This window comes from Wolbachia endosymbiont (group A) of Tromatobia lineatoria (assembly GCF_964028565.1).
Lineage (GTDB): Bacteria > Pseudomonadota > Alphaproteobacteria > Rickettsiales > Anaplasmataceae > Wolbachia > Wolbachia pipientis.
The window spans coordinates 1,159,880-1,179,797 of the sequence record NZ_OZ034791.1; the positions used below are offsets into that span (position 1 = coordinate 1,159,880).

Below are 19,918 nucleotides of genomic sequence, written 5' to 3' on the forward strand. Positions count from 1 at the left end.
ATGGCTAAACGACAATCGTCATCCCTGTAAAGGTCAAGTATCCCGCTACGTGTTAGCGGCTAAGAGATACCCGGCGGTATGACGGTTCGTGATGGCATGACGATAAGGTTCCAGTGTCAAGCGTTTGGCATGCAAATTTCCTTAAACGTTCGTAAGCTTAAAACTTTACTTTAGATCAAACTGCTGTATAGTGACTTTATAGCTTCAATTTTGTAATGAATATACCTAGTATAGAAAATTGTGATCTTCACAATAAAACCGTCTTACTCAGAGTTGACTTCAATGTTCCTATAAAAGATGGAGAAATTCGTGACGTCACTCGTATTTTGAGAGCATTGCCTACTATTCAGTATTTAGTGAATGCGAGTGCAAAGATTATTATTATATCACATTTTGGACGCCCAAAGGCCAGAGACAATAATCTGTCGCTAAAAAATGTAATTGACACTTTATCGCAGTTACTAAATAAAAAAGTGAAATTCATTGACGATTGCTTTGGTGAAAAAGTACAAAGAGCAGTAAGTGTTATGGATGCAGGAGATATAATATTACTAGAGAATCTAAGATTTTATAAAGAGGAAGAGCAAAGTGACTCAAATTTTGCCAAACAACTAGCATCTCTAGCGGATATATATGTAAATGATGCATTTTCTTGCTCTCACAGAGCTCACGCTTCTATTTCACGCATTACAGAATTTTTACCCTCTTATGCAGGGTTTTGCTTGCAAGATGAGCTAAAGTATCTTGAAAAAGCTGTATCGTTTAAAGCTAAACCTATTACTGCGATAGTTGGGGGAGCTAAAATATCAACTAAAATAAAAGTGCTTATGAAGCTAACAGAAAAGGTTAATTACCTAGTTCTAGGTGGTGCAATAGCCAATAATTTTTTGTCATTTAGCAAAGTAAATATAGGGAAATCTTTCTTTCAAAATGGTGTTGACGACCTTCTGCATAATATTCTTGAAACAGCAAATAAAAACAATTGCAAAATAGTTGTGCCAGAAGACGTTCTGGTTGCAGTAAACTCTGATTACAGCACTAGTATTTCAAGAAGAACTGAGTCCATTTTGGACGGTGATATAATTTTGGATATCGGACCACAAACTTTGAGTACAATAAGCAGTATAATAGCAAGCAGTAAGACTCTGCTGTGGAATGGACCTATTGGTGTTTTTGAACATTCAGCTTTTGCAAGCGGTACAATAGGGGTAATGAAAATCGTAAGTGACTTAACGCACAAAGGAAAGTTAACCAGCATAATAGGGGGAGGCGATAGTCTATCTGCAATAAGCGCTGCAGGCCTTGCCGATAAGGATTTTACATATGTTTCCACTGGTGGAGGAGCATTTTTAGATTGGTTAAGTGGCGATGAAATGCCGGGAGTTGCTGCTCTGCAAAAACGATTAGATTAAAACTTTTTTAAATTATTTCTTATAGGCTAGCTTTTTTGTGAACGTGATTATGTCGAAGACAGTTAAACTAATTTTGTGTTTAATAATACCAATAATAGGATTTATTTTTTATATTAAGGATCATTATTTTCACACCGGCTATGTAGAAGAAAATGTTGAAGTCAATTTTGAACCATTTTTCAGTTCACAACCAGCCACCGTTTCAGAATTAACTGACTTCGATAGAGGAGTGTTGAAAGTTTGTGGAGATTGGGGAGCACATCCAGATAAAGAAGATTTCAAAATTTTACTTAGTTGTCCGCAGCATCAAGAAGTAGTGAAAGGAATATATAAGTGATTACGCCAGATGCGGATTTGGAGTTACTTAAAGATGAACTGGCTAACATTTGGTTTACAAATAGTGGAAGTGAAAAAGAAACTATAGGGTTTGGACATATTTTTTGTGGTGAGCCAAACGATAAATTAGGTGGTATGCATTTTGTAGGTAGATATGTTGAAGCTCAAGAGGATAAATGGGCAGTTGGAATCCTGTGCAATGAATCAGATATTAAGCCGCCGGTTTATACATTTGGAATGAAATATTTGGGTAAGGATGGGGAAGTGAAAGTTAAATGCCCAAATGGATACGCATATAACCTTCATGCCGATAATTTCTGCAACTAAGGCGTTTAAGGAATTAGGAAAAGATGGAATGTGTCTATATGAAATGGAAGATGACAATTATCAATCAGTGTTTGTAAGAAAGAATGATGCTATACTCACGTTCTATCCTGACTTAACACCAAAATGTGATGATAAGAGTACTTATTGTAGTTGCGGTAAATCTTAATTTCAAAACCAATAGGGTGAACAAATGATAAAAATGCTATAGGGTGTAGCAAATCTAAATGAGTTAAAATTTTGATTAAAGGGTTTTGTGAATAATAATGAAGAAGGGCATTATTCGTCTAATAAAAGCAATTCAATACTCTTGTGAAGGAATAAAATCAGCTTTTATATCAGAAATTGCGTTCAGACAGGAGTTACTGCTTTTTATAGTATGTGTCTCAATTTTGTTTGTTTTGGATGTAAGTAATCTAGAACGTGCAGTAATGATAAGCAGCCTATTCCTGGTGTTAATTGTGGAAATTGTTAACACTGCTTTTGAAACGACAATTGAGCGTATTTCCAGTGAACAACACATACTTTCAAAAAAGGTGAAAGATCTAGGTAGTGCAGCAGTTTTTCTTTCATTAATTAACTTCCTGATAACATGGATGATAATATTGATAGGTTAATACGAATGTTATTAAGATATGTTGTCAAACTCACCAATTAAAGTTTTTATATCTTGCGGTAAATCAGAGACAAATTCCATGTATTCCTTACTTTTTGGGTGGTATAAGCCCAGTGTATAAGCATGTAGTGCTTGTCTATTGAAATTACGAATGAAACTAGAGTTTTTAGCATATTTTGTGCTTTTACTACTATTTTTTCCATAAACTTGATCACCAACTATGGAATGTCCTATGTGGCTCATGTGGACTCGAATTTGGTGTGTTCTGCCTGTCTCTAAAGTGCATTTAACGAGGCTTACTTGTCCTATAACTTTTTGCACTAAATAGTGAGTGATTGCTAATTTGCCTGTGATTTTTGTTACACACATCATTTCTTTATTACCGCGTTTGGGAGCAATGTTAGTTTTTATCGTGCCTTGCTGAGAAGATAATGTTCCCCAAACTACTGCTAAGTATTCCCGCTTTATTTTGCGATTCGATAACAATTCAGACAAAAAACTATGGGCTGCTTCATTTTTTGCAATTACCATTAGCCCACTAGTATCTTTATCGAGTCTATGAACAATTCCTGGTCTTACATTAAGGTGAGCGATAACTGCGTTCAAAAGCGTATCATTGTTTGTCCCAGCACCTGGGTGCACTGTTAATCCACTTTGTTTACTCAGAACTATAATGTCCTCATCTTCATAGACGATATTAAGTTTTATGTCATAATTAGGCTCAATTGATGTGGATATGTCAGGTTGAACGAGATGCACCACATACTCTTCATCTGGTTTTACTATGTAGTCATTATTAATTATCGGTGTGCCAAGTAATTTCACCTGCTCATTTTGTATCAATCTTTGCGCTTTGCTGCGTGATATGTTGCATTTTTCAGCTATATAGGTGTCTAACCTTAATTTCTCTTTATCATTATTAACACTTAAGGTTATTATTGAGTAATCTATAGTGATTTACCCCGCGCCATTTCCCATGCTGCTTGAACATTTGGGTCTGTAAACATTGTTGCACTAGACTCAATTTGCAGATCACCTTGTTTTTTAATATGGCAAATTGTTTGAGAGCCATCTTTCCAGTAGATTGTAACTTTATTATCAAAATCTCGTAATGTTGCCTCAACCTTTTTTTCTTTATTATCTTTTTCTTCCAGCTTAATAGATTCTAATAAATAATATAAGAATTCACTTGGTTTGCCGTTGATTTTTTCTTTCCATTCATCTGTTTTTTCTTGTTCAGATTTTTTTTGCTCTAACTTTTCCTTCTTTTGCTGCAGCTTATTTTGTTCTGCTTCCAGCTCTAACTTTCTAACTGTGTCACGTAGTTCTTTGACTTTATTTTCTAATACTAATAATTTATTAGTATTATTTCCATTGTTAGCTTCTAAATCAGGCGTACTTGGTTGAGCTTGCTTCTTTTTTATTTCTTCTAATTCATTCCTTACTACGTTTAATTGCTCCTTCAATTCCGTTTTTTCCTCTTCTGTATCCTCTTTTAACTTTTTTAGCATGCTAAGGAACTCGTTATTATTAGACTGCGTAGTTGATTGAAGCCAGCCTACAAAGCGGCTTGGTTCAAATCGTTCAATTTTATCTTCAGCAATTTTAATAGCATTCTCTAACCTAGAAAAAGTACCTTCAATATCTAGTGAATGTGCTTTTTTTGTCAATTCTTTAGTGTTGTTTAAAACTTCTGAAATTTCTGCATGTAGCCAATCTAAATCTTTTTTGATGTCTTCTCTGATTTTTTTTAGGTGATCAAGCGTTTCTTTAATGTTAATATTTGCAGGCTTTAAAAGACTATTATCAAGTAAATCGCAAGCTTTTTTAAGGTTACTGTGAAATGAGTTGCAAAGCGGACTAAGTAGTTTTTTCATTAGAGATATTAGTTCATTTTCCCTTTTACCAAGCTTATTTTCTACTACTGATACAACCATGCCCTTTCCAGACCAGTATGGAAATAGAAGACCTAAAGAACTGTGTTTTCTAATAGTATGATTTTCATGATCCACGCTATTACTTATTAGATTGCTAAGTGTTGATATGATGCATAAAAGAATAGCGACTAATAAAGCTATTAATATTATTGGAGCATTAATGGATTGTGATATTGCTGAAACTACTATAATAGTACCAAATACATATGATCCAGTAAACAAGAGAATCCTATTTCTATTTTCTGCTTCTATATCTTCTAGTATTTCTCTCTGCGTCTTAGAAATTGGTAAAACTATTGAAAGCTTTTCCCCCTTTTTATCTAAATTTGTTACAATTTCAATTTTTTTAGCTTCTTGAGCAATCTGGCTGTACTGTTCATCAACTTGATAGTTTCCTATTTTTTTATCTATTTCATTCTCTTTTATTTTTTGTGTATTTATAAAGTTTATAACAGCAGTAAATAAGAGAACTATAAGAGGAATAAAGGCAAGAGGTGCTGGCGTGAACGCAAACCAAGCAATACCTACTGTAACAGGCTGAATAGAAAAGGCAGTAAATGCTATAAGAGTAGCAATGGTACTTGCTATCGATATAGTACCAGAATACTTTCTTATAGAGCTCAAAATTCTACTGGGCTGGTCAGAAAGTTTTCTAAATCCTAAAAAATCAAAATAGTCTTTGAAAGGATCTTGAGTGTCTGTAACCATAACATTTTTCTAGTTTAAACTTATTTAGGTATACGTTAACCAAACCTTAAAATCAAGTTTCTTAATTTTTCAACATGTGCCAAGGCCTATTGGAGCGCACTGTATTAATCTTTACGTAACGATTTGTTAACCAAACAGAATGTGTGCCATACGTTTCTAGATCAGCATGTTTAATAATTTTAGCGTTGCAAGCTGAATAGTCGAATTCACTTAATTGAATTATCAGATCAACACTATTACAGTTTCTCAAGATATCTTCTTTTTTATAAGCAAGCAGTACTGATTTATTATTTCCTTTATTATATATACAGCCATACTTTAGTCTTTTATCTGGATTGCTATATTTTGTATGATTCAAAATTTGGTTCTGTCCGTTTTGCTTTGCCCACGTTTTGATAACAAAATTTCTGCTTTTTCTAGTGAGAGAATATAGTAAGTTATCACTCTCCTTTGCAGCAACATTATCAGCATTTATTAGGATGTCGGGGGTTTTATATGCAGCGCTAAAGCAAATACCTAGTACAATAAAAAAAAATCCCAAAAAACGCCAATTTCTTTCCCACAAGCACAGCCACAATAACCCAAATGTTATTATAATAATTGATGAGGCAGGAAAAGTACGAATGGGAATAACCAAATACTGAAGACTAGCGATAGCGTTTGTTATATACAAAATGCTGTCAATTGGGCGCTCTATAAATGGCGCTATAATCCATTCAATACCTAAAGGAATCAATAAGACATAAATTATTCCAAGTGGAATAATAATTAATGTAACTATTGGTATAGCAACTAAATTTGTGATAATGCCACTAATTGAAAAATAATTAAAATTATATATCGTATACGGAACAGTTGCTAAACTTGCTATTACTGAGCTGATCATTATCGACACAAAATATTTCATTATTTTTATTTTGAATAATTTATTAGCATTAATTTGATAACTGGCAACCAGTGCCAAAACAGTAGAAAATGACATCTGAAAGCGTGGCTTTAAAATTGCTTCTGGTTCTACTGAGAGTATCACTGAAGCAGCAAACGCAATTGCTATTAACCCTCGATATTTTCTCTCTATCATTATTGCAACGAGTACTAAAATCACCATGATGTAGGCACGCTGAGCAGAAATTTGCATGCCGGTAATCAACAAATAAAACGTGGTTGGCAAAATAGTAAGGAATGCAGATATTTTCTTGGTGTTATACTTAAGAGTTAAAGTTTCAGATGTTGCAAATAAATTACGAAACACTATAAAAAACAGGCCAGCAACAAATGATAAATGCAAACCAGATATGGCAAACAAATGTGCTATACCTGAATCTCGTATCGCATCCATAGTTTTTTGGTCTATTCCGTCCTTTTTACCGATCAGTAATGCAGAAATTATGTCTGCATGTGGTTTTTTAATATTTTGCTGCAGGTTTTCATAAATGTATTGACGGAAAGATTCCATATACTCTAGAAATTGCCTTGCTTCAGCCTTTTTGTGTAGGGCTATTTTGCTTGTTGCAAAACCTGTTGCACTTATTTTCTGGTAATATGCTATTCTTGCAAAATCGTATGCATACTCCGAAGGCGCAATTTTTGGAGGGAAGAGTTTTGCTGATAATTTTACTTGATCGCCTATTTTAATGCCTTTTTCCACTTTGGTTCTAACTGATATTCTGATGTTATCTAGAGCTCTATCTGGTGTCATTCCAGCGCGTGACGCTGGAATCCATATCTTTTTTTTCTGGATCCCAGTAGGCTTTGTTGCATCGCTCTTCGGATAGTAGGTAACGCACAATAAATTTATGAAGCTATCTCAAATTTAGCCATACCAATATCAGTGAACTTATTGAGCAAATAGCATTTAACAAGTAGTTCCTTCTCTCTATTTGTCTCAGATTTATTCCTAAAACTAAACCCGAATGTTTGTTTCAGTCGCGAGAAAAAACTTTCTATATAAGATCTTTTTCCATAACTCATCTCTTTTTTCCACTTCTTTATACTATCTTCATCATATGACTTTATGAGCTTGACTGCAGAATTTCTCTCAGCCATATAGTCTAACTTTGGATGCTCTGCTGCGTTGTTTTTCGGAGGAATTTTCGTTTTTATACCATATTGATTACACAGCTTATAGAGCTTTTCTCTGTCATATGCCCTATCTGCATATAGTACTTTTATGACATACTGAAAATCGACTTCTTTTAGCAAATCACAAGCTCCATAGTGATCAGAGTAGACACCGTTACTGTATTTTACAGCTATGGCTTTTTTGCTGTTTGTATTCAACATTACATGCAATTTTCTTGTCTGTTCATAGCTGCGATACTTTCTATCTTCGCTATTTTCTTTGCTATGACCAGGAGTGTTGTTGTATATACTAATTCCTGTACTGTCTATAGCAATTTCGATATCTTCCATATTATTTTTATCAATTCTGCAATCATTGATCTTAATATTGAGTTTCTTAAACCTTCTTGATGATTGTGAATAGCTGATAACTTGCAAATTTTTCCCAATTTGCTCAAGGTATCCTGCTATAAACCCAACTGTTTGCCTCAGGCCTATTCTAAATAAACAAGTTATTATGTGCACCAAAATTACAACTTTATCGCTATAAATATTGTTGCCACCTGGTATTTTTGGACCATTCTCGTACCACTTTTCTATGGCTTCGTTGATATAATGAAAAATATTTCCTCTTTTTTCTAGAAATTTGTTATATTCGCTATGGTTACTGACCCTCATTTTTTGTGGCATATTTTTTCTTTCAAGGTTAAATGGCTATTTTATAATGAATTTTGTCAGTAGCCACCAGATTTTTTCAGTTGCTATGCAACAAAGCCCACTGGGATCCAGTTCTTATTACCTGGTGTAAAGTTAAGTTTCCTGGATTCCAGTGTCAAGCACTGGAATGACACCTCTGGGCACTGCCGTCATAAAGGAACCAGTGTCAGCTACTTTCATGGCATCAATAATTGACCTCGACTTACCGTCCAACTAGAAAGTTGTATATAGAATGACAGAAATCCAGATGTTATTTACTTACTTTCGATCTTTTCTATCAATTTTTTAACTAAGCCTCTTAGCTTTTTACTGGATTCATCAAGCTCTTGAATCTGCGAGCTGTGCTCTTTCATTAGTTCCTTATAGTTACCTCTTATGTAGTCAATCATTTCCTTCATCTGAGCAATCATCTTGTTAACATCCATACTGCCCAAATCAGGTATCATGCCAGGCATAGCCCCTTCTAACATACCGCCAGCCATAAGCTGCTGAGACATTTGCATAAATGGTTTTAAAGTCTGATTAAGCAATTCAGGATCCTTGGCTAATTTTTCTATTTGCTCTTTGCAAGTATCCATATACTGCTTCATAAATTCATCTTCTTGCCCTTTGTCTATCATAATTATAACCTACCTAAAAATACGTGTTCTTTATTATATATTATTTTAAAATTAAAAACAATACAAAATACCTGTCACAATTGCATTAATACTTTTTAAATAATAAAAAATGCTCCTTTGCTTATAAAGGGTCACATACCTTCTTTAACCATTCCTTATCTTTTACGCTATTTTCTAAGTTTTTATAGACAAATTGATGGTAGCCATTTATCCATTCAATTTCATCCTTAGTAAGCATTTGCACATTTATTAGTCTTCTATCATATGGAATAGAGGTCAGTTGTTTAAAGTTTAAGAAGCCGTTTTCTTGCCTGTCAACATATATCAGATTTTCAATTCTTATTCCATACTCTCCCGGAATGTAATAGCCAGGTTCGTTGGAAAGTATCATCCCTGGCGTGAGTTTCACTTTATTACTTTTTGATATTGCTTGTGGTCCTTCGTGTACTGATAGGTAACTTCCTACTCCATGCCCTGTACCATGCATATAGTCCATTCCAAATTTCCATAAATGCGTACGTGCTAATATATCCAATTCTCCACCAGTAGTGCCAGGAGGAAAGATGACACTTGCTATAGCAATGTGAGCTTTGAGTACTATTGTATAGTGGGTTATTTGTTCATCAGTTGGATTGCCAATTGCTACAGTTCTTGTCACATCAGTTGTGCCGTCAAGGTACTGGCCACCAGAGTCAATCAAATACAGTCCATCTTTCTGAATTACTTTATTCGTCTTACTGCTTGCACGATAGTGAATTATTGCCCCATTCTCATTAAATGCTGAAATTATTGGAAAACTTAGTTGCTTAAACAAATTCTGCTCTTTTCTGTATTCTAAAATCTTTTCTTCAGCTTCAAGTTCTGTACCAACATTATTTTCAAGCCAATATAGAAAATTTGTAACTGCCACTCCATCTCTGATATGCGCATTTATAGCCCCAGCTATTTCAGTTTGGTTTTTTGCTGCTTTATAAATTAGACAAGGATCTTCTCTCTCAGCTACCTGTTTATCTTTTATTACAGCCATGATACTCATTGGAGTTGTGCTTGGATCCATGACTATTGAATTTAGCTTGTGCAGCGAATTTTCTAGCTCACTAATATCAAAAATATTTATATGATTGCCTAAATTTGCTTCTATAGTTGAATGTTCTTTATCTTGAATAAACAAACCAACATTACCGCTTTTATACAATATAGCACGGCCCAATATACATGGAGTATATTTAGCATTTTCATTTCTTAAATTTAATAACCACGAAATTGAATTTGGATCAGTTAAAAGCACTACTTCAGCTTCTTTATCTATGCTTTTAGCTATTTTTTCACATTTGTCCTTACTACTTTCACCAGCATATTCAATAGAATGTAAAACCACTGCTTGTTTTCGACAGTCACTTTTTTTTCCAGCTAAACAGGGTATTAATTTACAGATATTCTCATACTTTCTTATATCTTCTATGGTAAAATATTGCAAATAATAACCTAGTGAGGCAGTCGATGTTAAGTTTGCTTTTATCCATTCGCGTGGATCCTCTTCTTGTATATTATATACTTGAAAATTGCCCCGATCGAGCTGATTGCGAGCTTGTGTGATATAGCGTCCATCCGTAAAAAATGGGCACTTGTTGTCTTTTGTAACGATAAGTAGCCCATTTGTTCCTGTAAAGCCACACAGCTTTGTTAGCTCCTCTGAATACTCATTTAAATATTCATCTTTAGTATGCAACATAAATGCATCAACGTTTATCTCGTGCATAAAAGAACGAAATTCTTCGATTTTTGACATAGAACACCTCATACAAAATTAGCAGCCACTTTCGTTTTCCTGTTTCTCAAATACACTAATATGCTCACTATCGCTGCAGGAGTGATGCCTTGTATTTGCTTTGCAATGCCAATCGTCGCTGGTTTTATCGTCTGCAACTTTTCTATTACTTCACTTGACAGGCCTTTAACTTGTGAATAGTTAAAATCAATTGGAATTTGAGTGTTAATTTCCTCTCGTAAAAACTTCATATCCGCTTCTTGTCTTATTAGATAAGGTTTGTATTTTGCTTCAATTTCAACCGCTTCGCATATTTCATTCTTAGTTATGCTACCCATTGCGGTGCCATCCCAGCGCGTGATGCTGCTTAACTCCGGCCATATTTCTTGTAATTTATTCCAGTCGATGTTTGGATAGCTAAGTAAATCTAGTGCCGTTTTTCTTATCCCATCATAAGATATTTTGATACCATAAGACCTAAGCTGCTCAGGAGTAATCGTCAGACTCCCTAACTCCTCTTCAAGCTGCTTAATGGATTCAAGTTTATTCTGTAAAACGGAGTATCTCTCATGCGAAACAAGGGAAATATCATAACCTTTTTGTGTTAATCTTCTATCTGCATTGTCTGACCTGATAGCTAGCCTATATTCTGCACGTGAGGTAAATAATCTATAAGGTTCGATCACCCCTTTGGTGACTAGATCATCTATCATTACGCCGATATATGAGTCTGTGCGATGAAGAACAAAGCTTTCTTTTTTTTCAGATGCAGAGAGTGCTGCATTAATTCCGGCAATAATTCCTTGCCCTGCTGCTTCTTCATATCCAGTAGTGCCATTAATTTGGCCAGCAAAATATAGGCCTTTAATTTTCTTAGTTTCAAGAGTATGGCTTAGTTCTCGTGGATCAATATAGTCATACTCAACTGCATATCCAGGTCTTAGTATTTCTGCATTTTCAAGTCCCTTGATACTCTTTATCATTTCACACTGCACTTCAATAGGCAATGAATTTGAAATTCCGTTCGGGTATATAGTATCATCATTCAAGCCCTCTGGTTCTAAAAATATTTGATGACTACTTTTTTCTGCGAATTTTTTAACCTTAGTTTCAATGGATGGGCAGTATCTTGGTGCTATAATATCATCCAAATACGAAGAAGCTGACCTGTGCAGATTCTCTCTAATTATTTTATGCGTGTTTTCATTAGTATGGGTAATAAAGCATGATACCTGAGGTTGATTAATTTTTTCTGTTAAGTAAGAAAACGGCACAGGTGGATTATCACCCACTTGTTCTTGCAATATTGACCAGTTTATAGTGCCAGGATCAAGCCTTGGCGGAGTTCCGGTACGCAATCTACCTAATTTAAAATTATATTTCTTCAACGTATTTGCAAGTTCTACGGCAGGCTTATCTCCCATTCTCCCTGAAGGAGTTACCTGCTCTCCTATATGAATCACACCCCGCAGAAAAGTCCCTGTAGTTAGAACGACTTTACTTGTCAGTATATGCTCCCCTGAGCTTGTTATTACAGCTTTAATGCACAATTCTCCATTGTTATTACTCTCTATAAGAAAATCGTCAACCGACTCTTCTTTTACCGTCAAATTATTATAATTTAGAATAATTTCCTGTATTGCTTGCTTGTATAATTTTCGGTCTGCCTGTGCACGCGGGCCCCATACTGCTGCACCTCTGCTGCTATTTAAAATGACTGAGTGTATACTTGCTTGATCGATTGCTCTTCCCATTATTCCATCAAGAGCGTCAACTTCCCTGACTACAACGCCCTTTGCAACTCCTCCGATTGCTGGATTGCAGGACATTTCCCCTATAGTTGAAATTTTATGAGTTATAAGCAGCGTGTTTGCACCAAGGCGAGCTGCAGCAGCAGCAGCTTCGCACCCTGCATGACCACCACCTACTACTACTACATCATATTTATGCATGCCTTCTTGAGTAATTCTTACTCTACTAATATTCTAACTATTAGCGGTTAATGTCAAATTTTACAGTAATTAACTATTTCAATCATCAGTGGCCAATGTATAGCTAACTCACGTCATACCGTCACGGTATCTCTAGATCCCGCTAACAAGCAGCGGGATGACGGTTTTTCAAATTATCGGGTTTTAGTGGGGCGAGCGACCAGGATCGAACTGGCGACATTCAGTACCACAAACTGACGCTCTACCAACTGAGCTACGCCCGCCAAGATATAAAATTTCTAACATAAGAGCGCAAATAGTCAATTGATTATTTAACTCTCCTTTTGCAGAGGGTTTTAAGTTTAGCCAATAAATATTTTCATTGATACTTTTACCATTATAGTTAATTGTATTGACACTAATGAAGTAGTGGTATGTTTAAAAGTATTTTCACATTTAGTTTTTTTACGGCTATTTCAAGGATCTCAGGGTTAATAAGAGATGTATTGATTGCTACAGTTATTGGTGCGAACTCTCTTGCAGACATATTTTTTTCTTCGTTTCGTTTTGCCAATCTATTTCGAGCATTTTTTGCAGAAGGAGCGTTCACTACCTCATTCATACCATTATATTCGACAGAATCATATGATAATAAAAAGGCATTTAATTTTGCAAGTAGTGTAATATCCATTACGTTTATTATCTTAGTAATTTTTTGCCTTATCATGCAAACTTTCTCCCCTTATATGATTCAAATTTTTGCTCCTGGATTTGACCAAAGTAAGTTTACCCTTACTGTTACTTTATCAAGAATTATGATGCCCTACATAATCTTTGTTTCAATTGCATCACTTATTGGTGGAATGCTGCAAGTAAAGCAGCATTTTGCTTCAACAGCTATTGCACCAATCGTTTTGAATCTCTGTTTAATCATCAGTTTGTTTGTGCCTTACGTAAAAACTCCAGCGCACAACCTTTCTATAGCTGTCCTTATAGGAGGAATTTTCCAGCTACTTTTGATACTATTTAGTGCATACAAGTTAAAGGCAGCTTTTTCTTTTAGCCTTGAATTAAGCAATGAAGTAAGGTTATTTTTTAAGCGTGTGATACCTGCAATTATCAACAATTGTGTAACTCAAATAAGCTTATGGATTGATACAATCATGGCGAGTTTTATACCAAATGCGGTGTCCTATATATATTATGCCGATAGACTAAATCAACTACCGCAGGGAATAATCGGTACTGCAATTGGTACAGTGCTTCTTCCTTTAATTTCAAAACAGGTGGATAATACTGAAAATATAGTCAAAATACAGAACAAGGCTCTCAACATAGGATTAATGTTAATTATGCCAACAACTGCTGCCTTTATCATTATTCCCGACATAATTTTACTTACGCTTTTTTCTTACGGCCGGTTTGATCATTATGCAGTGCAGCAAACTGTTCCCACTTTAATAGCATTTTCTCTTTCTTTACCTGCATTTATTATAAATAAAGTATTGCTACCTACATTTTTTGCTAAAGGCAATCTGAAAATACCAACCATATTTTCGCTAATGTGTCTTGGAATTAATGTAGTGCTAAACCTTTTGTTAATGAACGAGTATCAGCATACGGGGATTGCTATTGCTACTTCCGTTTCCACTTGGATAAACTCTATTCTATTAATTAGTTATTTAACAATAAATAAAATGTATAAGGTTAGCCAAGCGTTATTGTTAAATGTCATGAAAATTTTTGTAGCAACGGCAGTCATGTCAATAGCCCTTTATATTTTTAATTCTTTGTTGGCAGGATTATTTTTTGATAAAATGTTGGCTCGTATTGTTTATTTAACGACTTTAATAGCTTTGAGTGTTATTGTTTATTTTGGTATTCTCTATTTAATATTTAAGGGAAACTTTAAGCATGTGTAAATTATGAGACTTTCTTTATATGCTATATTATCAATCTCACTGCTATTAATTCTCATGCATGTTGCTGCAACTTTTAAGGATTGGAGTGGCTACAGGAAATATATCATAAAAGAGTTAGAGAAGACGTATGATGCTAAAGTGCATATTGGGGGAAAAATTAAAGTTTCGTTGATTACCCCAAAGCTCACTATTTATAATGTATACGTACAATACAACGAAAATAAAGAGCAAAAGTTGTCAGATTTAATTAGTGTAAGAAAAATTGAAATAAGGCCATCGTTCCTATCGTTGTTTTTATTTTCGTTGCAACCAAAGTCAATCACATTGTTTGGCATGAAAAGCAACAAAGAAAATTTACTTAATATTATAAATACAAACGCCAGTGGTAACACAGTCGATATAGTAATAAAAGACAGCCAAGTAAGTTTCAAGAATGATTTCGCTGATATTGTTAACATAAAGGAAGTTGCTGTAAAAAAAAATAAGCAGTTTTTTGGTAAAGTAAAGGTAGGTGATAATAATTACGATTTTTCAGGAAAGGTTAATATCACAAAAAGGAATGTACACATTAGTGTTGAATCAAATTTTGTAAATTTGCTATTTACAGGTAATAGAAATCAAGAAGAACTCCAGGGTAATTTAACATTAACAATTAATAACAGTTCCGGTTCTGTGAGTGATTTAGCAAAAATCATTAATCTTAGCTTTCTCTCTTGTGTTATTCCTAGCGAAAATATCAAGATATCATCCAATATAAGTCTTAATGAAAGTGAGTTTACGGCAACTGACTTAAAAATTGATTCCAAAAGCATGCAAGCCAGCGGTACAATACAAAATGATAGAAAAGGCAATCACACTAATTTCAATATTAGCTTCAGTAAAGTTGATTTAGATTCCATACAAAATGATTCACAAAGAACAATGAATATGAAGGATCTTCTGGAATGTTTTAGAGCAGTTGTGCCAAAGAACTTGAGCTTAAATTTTAATATGGAAGCTTCTAACATTCAATATCAAAACAAAATATTGGACAATTTCCGTGCTGTACTAAAATCCACTGATGGCAAAGTAAAAGTTAATACGCTTCTTAAATTTCCTGGAATCAATAATATATCTTACTTATCAGGAGAGATCTCAAACAATAATGTCCTATCTGAATTCAACGGTGATTTATTAGTCGAAGGAAATGATTTTGAGTCATTCATTTCATGTTTTTTCCCTTCTATAAAGATGAAAGAAAACCAGAAAAATCAATTTACACTAAGTTCTAAACTGCACCTTGCACCAAGAATATTATCTATCTCAGACATTAGACTGCTAAATAATAAGGAATCCTTGCAAGGATCAATTAGAGTAAGCCACACAAAAAAACGCAGTGTGATCGATGGTGAATTTAGCATGCATAATCTTGATGCAGATAAATATGATCATTCATTATTTAGCAGTTTACCTAAAATGCAATGGCTGAAAAATTTTCAGTATGATACAAATATAAAGGCCCGTGTTAATAACCTTACATTGAATGATACGAAAATTAAAAATTTGGATTTTTTGCTGAAAATGGAAAAAGGTAAGCTAGTTGCAGATAAAATAAAACTATCTGGAGAAGATTTCGATATTACCGGTAATGCAAAAATATTAGCAGATCAAAAATACGCCAAACCTTTATTAGATGTTAACCTTACGGGCAGTAAATTTAATGGAAAAATTATTACATTACCAAATTTAGTAGAGACGAAAAGAAATTCAAGAAATGAGATAGATCAAATTCAATGGTCAACAAAGCAGCTTGATTTTTTGGATGATAAAGAAGGCTTTGATGCAAATGTGCAAATCAATACTGCAGAATTTAAAACCGAGCAGAATGTTTTAAAAGATTTTAATTTGGATGCGGTAATGAGAAACAACACTATCACTATCAGGCAGGCAAGTTACGTATTAGAACGCGGGCAAGTGTTTTTTCAGGGTTATTTAAGATCAGACTCAATAAATACAAGATTTTCTATTGTAAATTTGGACACTAAAAAGATTGGTAAGGTTATAGGAATTGACAATGTAAATGGTCAGGTAAGCTTAAATGGTGAAATCAAAACTCAAGGAAAAAGTTTTCATGATTGGGCTAGTAACTTATCAGGAGATGTAAACTTACAAGCGCAAGGAATAGAAGTTACTAATGTAGATTTCAATTCATTTATCACTAATTTGTTAAGCAGTAAGAATAAATCTGAAATTTCCACACTTGCTTATGTTGATATATATAATGGCAAGACATTTTTTGAAAATATTAGCGGAAAAGCAAGTATTAAGAGTGGTATATGTTCAACTAGTTTACAGTTCGGGATTGATCAAGCATCAGGATCGATCTCTTCTAATTTAACCTTATCTAACTTCGCTTTAGCTTCTATATTCAGGTTCTTTTTCATACCACCAAATTATAGTAATCCAATCTATATCGATATGCATTTGGATGGCCCTATTTGGCGTCCTAAGATGAGTTTTGATGTAGACCAAATCTTCATCGCTCTGGTTGGCAAGAAAAATAGTTAATTTACTTAGGTGTACGGTTTAGGGGACAATAAACTCATCTGAACGGATACAAACTTAACCTAACTCATCACCACCTGGCAGTGGTGGCAAGCCAAATGCTTCTCTCTTTTCGTTGAGCGTCATGAAGCTTGCGTTTTCTACGTATTTCCACAACTTTTGTCTTTTTTCCATGAGAATTTCTATTGCATCTTTGTCATACGACAAGCACAGATCTTCACCAAATCTTGGTGTCAGCCAAGAATTCAGGTGACAGATAATATTTTCTAGCGTTGGTAAAACCGTCTGCTCCCAGAGGGATAAGCGTGCTTCGACTAAATTGCTATAAGTGTTATCACCCGGTATGCCAAGCAATTGCGGTGGAACGCCAAAAGCTAGCGCAATATCACGAGCTGAGCTGTGTTTGGACTCAATAAAATCCATATCCCTTGGCGATAAGCTCATTTCTTTCCACTCCAAGCCTCCTTCAAGCAATATCGGTCTTCCAGCGTTTATAGAACCTGAATAATGATCATTTATCTGCGCTTTTAAGCGTTGGTACTGCTCTTGACTTAAACTTCCACCACTTCCATCTTTTGCTGATTTTACAACTATTGCACCACTTGGTCTTGCCCCATTTTGCAACATCGCTTGATTCCAAGCACCCGCCTGATTATGTTGATCTATGCTATATGCAGCTGCCTCAATTGGTGATAACCCATACCAATCATTCAAAGGATTAAAGGTCTTTAAGTGCAACACTGCTGAACATCCAGTTAGTTTATCAACTTTAAAGTCATAACTGTTGTTATTTATGGTATAACGATAGATATAAGGAACGTTATTTCTCCCTGGAACAATTTCAACCCTATCTGGGCGCAGAAGATAAAGCTCTGTTGGTGGTTTTCTACTATTCTGTGACTCAATCATCAATATATAAGAATTGCCATTAACTAACCGATAAGTTACAATCCCCTCAATAAATTCCGATTTTGATGTCATTGGGTTAGGAGAATAAAGTAATTTCAGTAATGGATGGGCTTTTAGTTGCGATTTTCCCTGGTCAGTAAGCTGGCAGAGAGTAAGAGGTACCGAAGATGCAGCATTTGCAATCATATTGATTGCTCGAAAGGCAATAACATTTTTTATGTAACCTTCCTCAGCAAAACTTACATAATCACGCTTACTCCAACTTGGCTCCATCATTAGCTGCAAAGCAGAATATTTAGTAAATACTGCGCTTTTTTTTCTTTGAAAGATGTTGAAATTCATATGTGCCTCATGAAAGATGTTTAAAAGTTAAAAGTGTTTTAGATTCTGTAGTTAAACTAAGACATAGATCCCAGTGTCACGCACTGGGATGACGGAAGGAAAGCACTTGGGTGACAGGAAAAGAACGAACTGCTATACTAAAAAAAAAGAAATAGAATATGACAGAATGGCTAATATCTAATCAGCTTATTGATTATAACTGTGCTGTAAAATCCATGGAAGAGAAAATTCAACAAATTCACAATAATTCAGCAGACGAATTGGTATGGCTACTCCAGCACCCTCCACTTTATACTGCAGGAATCAGTGCAACAGCTGATGATATTGTTGAAAAACTATTTCCCATATATAAAACAGGAAGGGGTGGTAAACACACATATCATGGTCCAGGACAGCGCATTATATATTTAATGTTAAACCTTAAAAAAAGAAACAAATGCGATATAAAGCTATATATTAGAGATCTAAGTAAGTGGATCATAAATGTTTTAAAGCAATTTAATATACTTGGAGAGTTTAGAGAAGATAGAATAGGCATTTGGGTAAACCATAACGGAGCAGAAAAAAAAATTGCAGCTTTTGGTATTCGCTTAAGAAAATGGGTAACTTATCATGGCATAGCGCTTAACGTCTTTCCAGACCTCTCTCACTATAAGGGTATTATTCCTTGTGGGTTGCAAGGTTATGGCGTCACGTCAATGGAAGAACTAGGAGTGAAAGTTCCACTCTCTGAATTGGATGATATACTAAAAAAAGAGTTTTATAAGATATTTTAATGATTGTTTACCTTTTATATTTCATTCTCACTTTATGTGCTAACACAGGTATTCATGCAATCGACCAAGTTGATATTATTGCTCCTTCTTCGAAGGGAAAAGAATTAGATCTGACTACTATAAAAGAATATGTAGAAGCTTTGGATTTTAATCCCCATATTTCGGAGAAAATATATAGTAATGATAATCCATTTTATTCCAACTCTGATGAATTCAGAGCAAATGATTTGGTTAGTGCACTAACCGGTGATAGTAAAATAATCTGGTGTATCAGAGGAGGAGAAGGGGCTTCTCGGTTAATTCCCTATCTAGAAAAGTTACCCAATGATAAAAAAGAAAGGATTGCTCAAAACAAAAAGATCCTCATAGGCTATAGCGATATAACTGCCTTGCACATCCATCTACAAGCTAAATATGATTGGCAAACTCTTCACGGCACCATGTTGGAAATGATAGTAAATAACTCCGTTTCTGAAAGCTCTGTTGAAAAATTGAAAGAGTTAATTCTTAACAAGCGGGATTCTATCAGATTTGATAACCTAAAGACGATAAATAATGGCATTAGACTAAAAGATGGCAGATTAAAGTCTAAAATCATCGGTGGTAATATGACTTTAGTTGAAAACAGTATAGGAACTGTTTGGCAAATAAATGCGAAAGGTAAAATTCTATTTTTAGAGGACATAAGAGTCTACCCATACGCAATAGAGCGCAGTTTAGATCACCTAAAACAAGCTCACATCTTTGATGGAGTACATGCAGTAATCTTTGGGGATTTCGTTAACTGCTATAACGATAACCTTGTTGAAGTTGTAAAAGAAAGGTTTGCAAAAAGTGTTAACTTTCCTGTATTTACAATGAAAGGGGTAGGCCATGGACATACAAATGATCCTTTACCTTTTAACACTCACGCTATTATTAGCGTTCAAGACGAAAAAGAAGGTTTGTTTTTTATGGACGTGCAGAATGTTAGCTAATCTTATAGCTAACGCGAG

General features: G+C 34.7%; 17 protein-coding genes and 1 tRNA gene. 9 read left to right on the forward strand and 9 right to left on the reverse strand.

Annotated features, from left to right (window positions below):
- Positions 1-215: 215 nt before the first annotated feature.
- From ABWU48_RS06110 to ABWU48_RS06130, 5 genes are all read left to right on the forward strand, one after another.
- Positions 216-1,412, forward strand: coding sequence for a phosphoglycerate kinase (locus ABWU48_RS06110; RefSeq protein ID WP_010963073.1), 1,197 nt, complete (start codon positions 216-218; stop codon positions 1,410-1,412).
- A 49-nt stretch (positions 1,413-1,461) separates the two neighbouring features.
- Complete coding sequence (locus ABWU48_RS06115; RefSeq protein WP_012673373.1) at positions 1,462-1,749, forward strand: hypothetical protein; 288 nt, start codon at positions 1,462-1,464, stop codon at positions 1,747-1,749.
- Entirely contained in the window at positions 1,746-2,075 is a 330-nt protein-coding gene (locus tag ABWU48_RS06120; protein WP_010082007.1) for an EndoU domain-containing protein, read from the forward strand. The genes ABWU48_RS06115 and ABWU48_RS06120 overlap by 4 nt, the downstream gene beginning before the upstream one ends.
- Positions 2,053-2,241 (forward strand): hypothetical protein, encoded by a 189-nt coding sequence (locus tag ABWU48_RS06125; RefSeq protein ID WP_010082006.1) that lies wholly within the window; start codon positions 2,053-2,055, stop codon positions 2,239-2,241. Before ABWU48_RS06120 ends, ABWU48_RS06125 begins: the two co-directional genes overlap by 23 nt.
- Before the next feature lie 97 nt (positions 2,242-2,338).
- Positions 2,339-2,689 (forward strand): diacylglycerol kinase, encoded by a 351-nt coding sequence (locus ABWU48_RS06130; protein ID WP_007549043.1) that lies wholly within the window; start codon positions 2,339-2,341, stop codon positions 2,687-2,689.
- A gap of 11 nt (positions 2,690-2,700) precedes the next feature.
- Here the strand turns inward: ABWU48_RS06130 and ABWU48_RS06135 are convergent, their stop codons facing one another.
- From ABWU48_RS06135 to ABWU48_RS06170, 8 genes are all read right to left on the reverse strand, one after another.
- On the reverse strand, positions 2,701-3,645 hold the full coding sequence (locus tag ABWU48_RS06135) for an RluA family pseudouridine synthase (RefSeq protein WP_038227940.1): 945 nt from the start codon (positions 3,643-3,645) through the stop codon (positions 2,701-2,703).
- Entirely contained in the window at positions 3,636-5,333 is a 1,698-nt protein-coding gene (locus ABWU48_RS06140) for a hypothetical protein (protein ID WP_353288361.1), read from the reverse strand. The genes ABWU48_RS06135 and ABWU48_RS06140 overlap by 10 nt, the downstream gene beginning before the upstream one ends.
- A 61-nt stretch (positions 5,334-5,394) precedes the next feature.
- Positions 5,395-7,074 (reverse strand): ComEC/Rec2 family competence protein, encoded by a 1,680-nt coding sequence (locus ABWU48_RS06145; protein WP_353288522.1) that lies wholly within the window; start codon positions 7,072-7,074, stop codon positions 5,395-5,397.
- Between the two features lie 53 nt (positions 7,075-7,127).
- Positions 7,128-8,084 carry an IS5 family transposase gene (locus ABWU48_RS06150; protein ID WP_209472359.1) on the reverse strand — a complete coding sequence of 319 codons (957 nt, stop codon included), beginning with the start codon at positions 8,082-8,084 and terminating at the stop codon, positions 7,128-7,130.
- Positions 8,085-8,365: 281 nt separating this feature from the next.
- A complete protein-coding gene (locus tag ABWU48_RS06155) occupies positions 8,366-8,731 on the reverse strand; it encodes a hypothetical protein (protein WP_064125381.1) in 366 nt (121 codons plus the stop codon).
- 121 nt (positions 8,732-8,852) lie between these two features.
- Positions 8,853-10,520, reverse strand: coding sequence for an aminopeptidase P family protein (locus ABWU48_RS06160; RefSeq protein WP_209472456.1), 1,668 nt, complete (start codon positions 10,518-10,520; stop codon positions 8,853-8,855).
- Positions 10,521-10,528: 8 nt separating this feature from the next.
- Positions 10,529-12,451 carry a tRNA uridine-5-carboxymethylaminomethyl(34) synthesis enzyme MnmG gene (mnmG, locus tag ABWU48_RS06165; protein ID WP_353288362.1) on the reverse strand — a complete coding sequence of 641 codons (1,923 nt, stop codon included), beginning with the start codon at positions 12,449-12,451 and terminating at the stop codon, positions 10,529-10,531.
- Positions 12,452-12,638: 187 nt separating this feature from the next.
- A tRNA-His gene (locus ABWU48_RS06170) sits at positions 12,639-12,714 on the reverse strand.
- 150 nt (positions 12,715-12,864) lie between these two features.
- Between ABWU48_RS06170 and murJ the strand changes: the two genes are divergently transcribed.
- Together murJ and ABWU48_RS06180 are read left to right on the forward strand one after the other, a co-directional pair.
- Positions 12,865-14,352 carry a murein biosynthesis integral membrane protein MurJ gene (gene murJ / locus ABWU48_RS06175; RefSeq protein WP_010962984.1) on the forward strand — a complete coding sequence of 496 codons (1,488 nt, stop codon included), beginning with the start codon at positions 12,865-12,867 and terminating at the stop codon, positions 14,350-14,352.
- Between the two features lie 3 nt (positions 14,353-14,355).
- Complete coding sequence (locus ABWU48_RS06180) at positions 14,356-16,899, forward strand: AsmA-like C-terminal region-containing protein (RefSeq protein WP_182282701.1); 2,544 nt, start codon at positions 14,356-14,358, stop codon at positions 16,897-16,899.
- Positions 16,900-16,953: 54 nt separating this feature from the next.
- Here the strand turns inward: ABWU48_RS06180 and ABWU48_RS06185 are convergent, their stop codons facing one another.
- Entirely contained in the window at positions 16,954-18,147 is a 1,194-nt protein-coding gene (locus tag ABWU48_RS06185) for a phage portal protein (RefSeq protein WP_209472460.1), read from the reverse strand.
- Between the two features lie 158 nt (positions 18,148-18,305).
- Here ABWU48_RS06185 and lipB point away from each other — a divergent pair, with 158 nt between their 5' ends.
- Together lipB and ABWU48_RS06195 are read left to right on the forward strand one after the other, a co-directional pair.
- Entirely contained in the window at positions 18,306-18,923 is a 618-nt protein-coding gene (gene lipB / locus ABWU48_RS06190) for a lipoyl(octanoyl) transferase LipB (RefSeq protein WP_353288363.1), read from the forward strand.
- On the forward strand, positions 18,923-19,900 hold the full coding sequence (locus tag ABWU48_RS06195) for an LD-carboxypeptidase (RefSeq protein ID WP_264705896.1): 978 nt from the start codon (positions 18,923-18,925) through the stop codon (positions 19,898-19,900). The genes lipB and ABWU48_RS06195 overlap by 1 nt, the downstream gene beginning before the upstream one ends.
- Positions 19,901-19,918 lie beyond the last annotated feature (18 nt).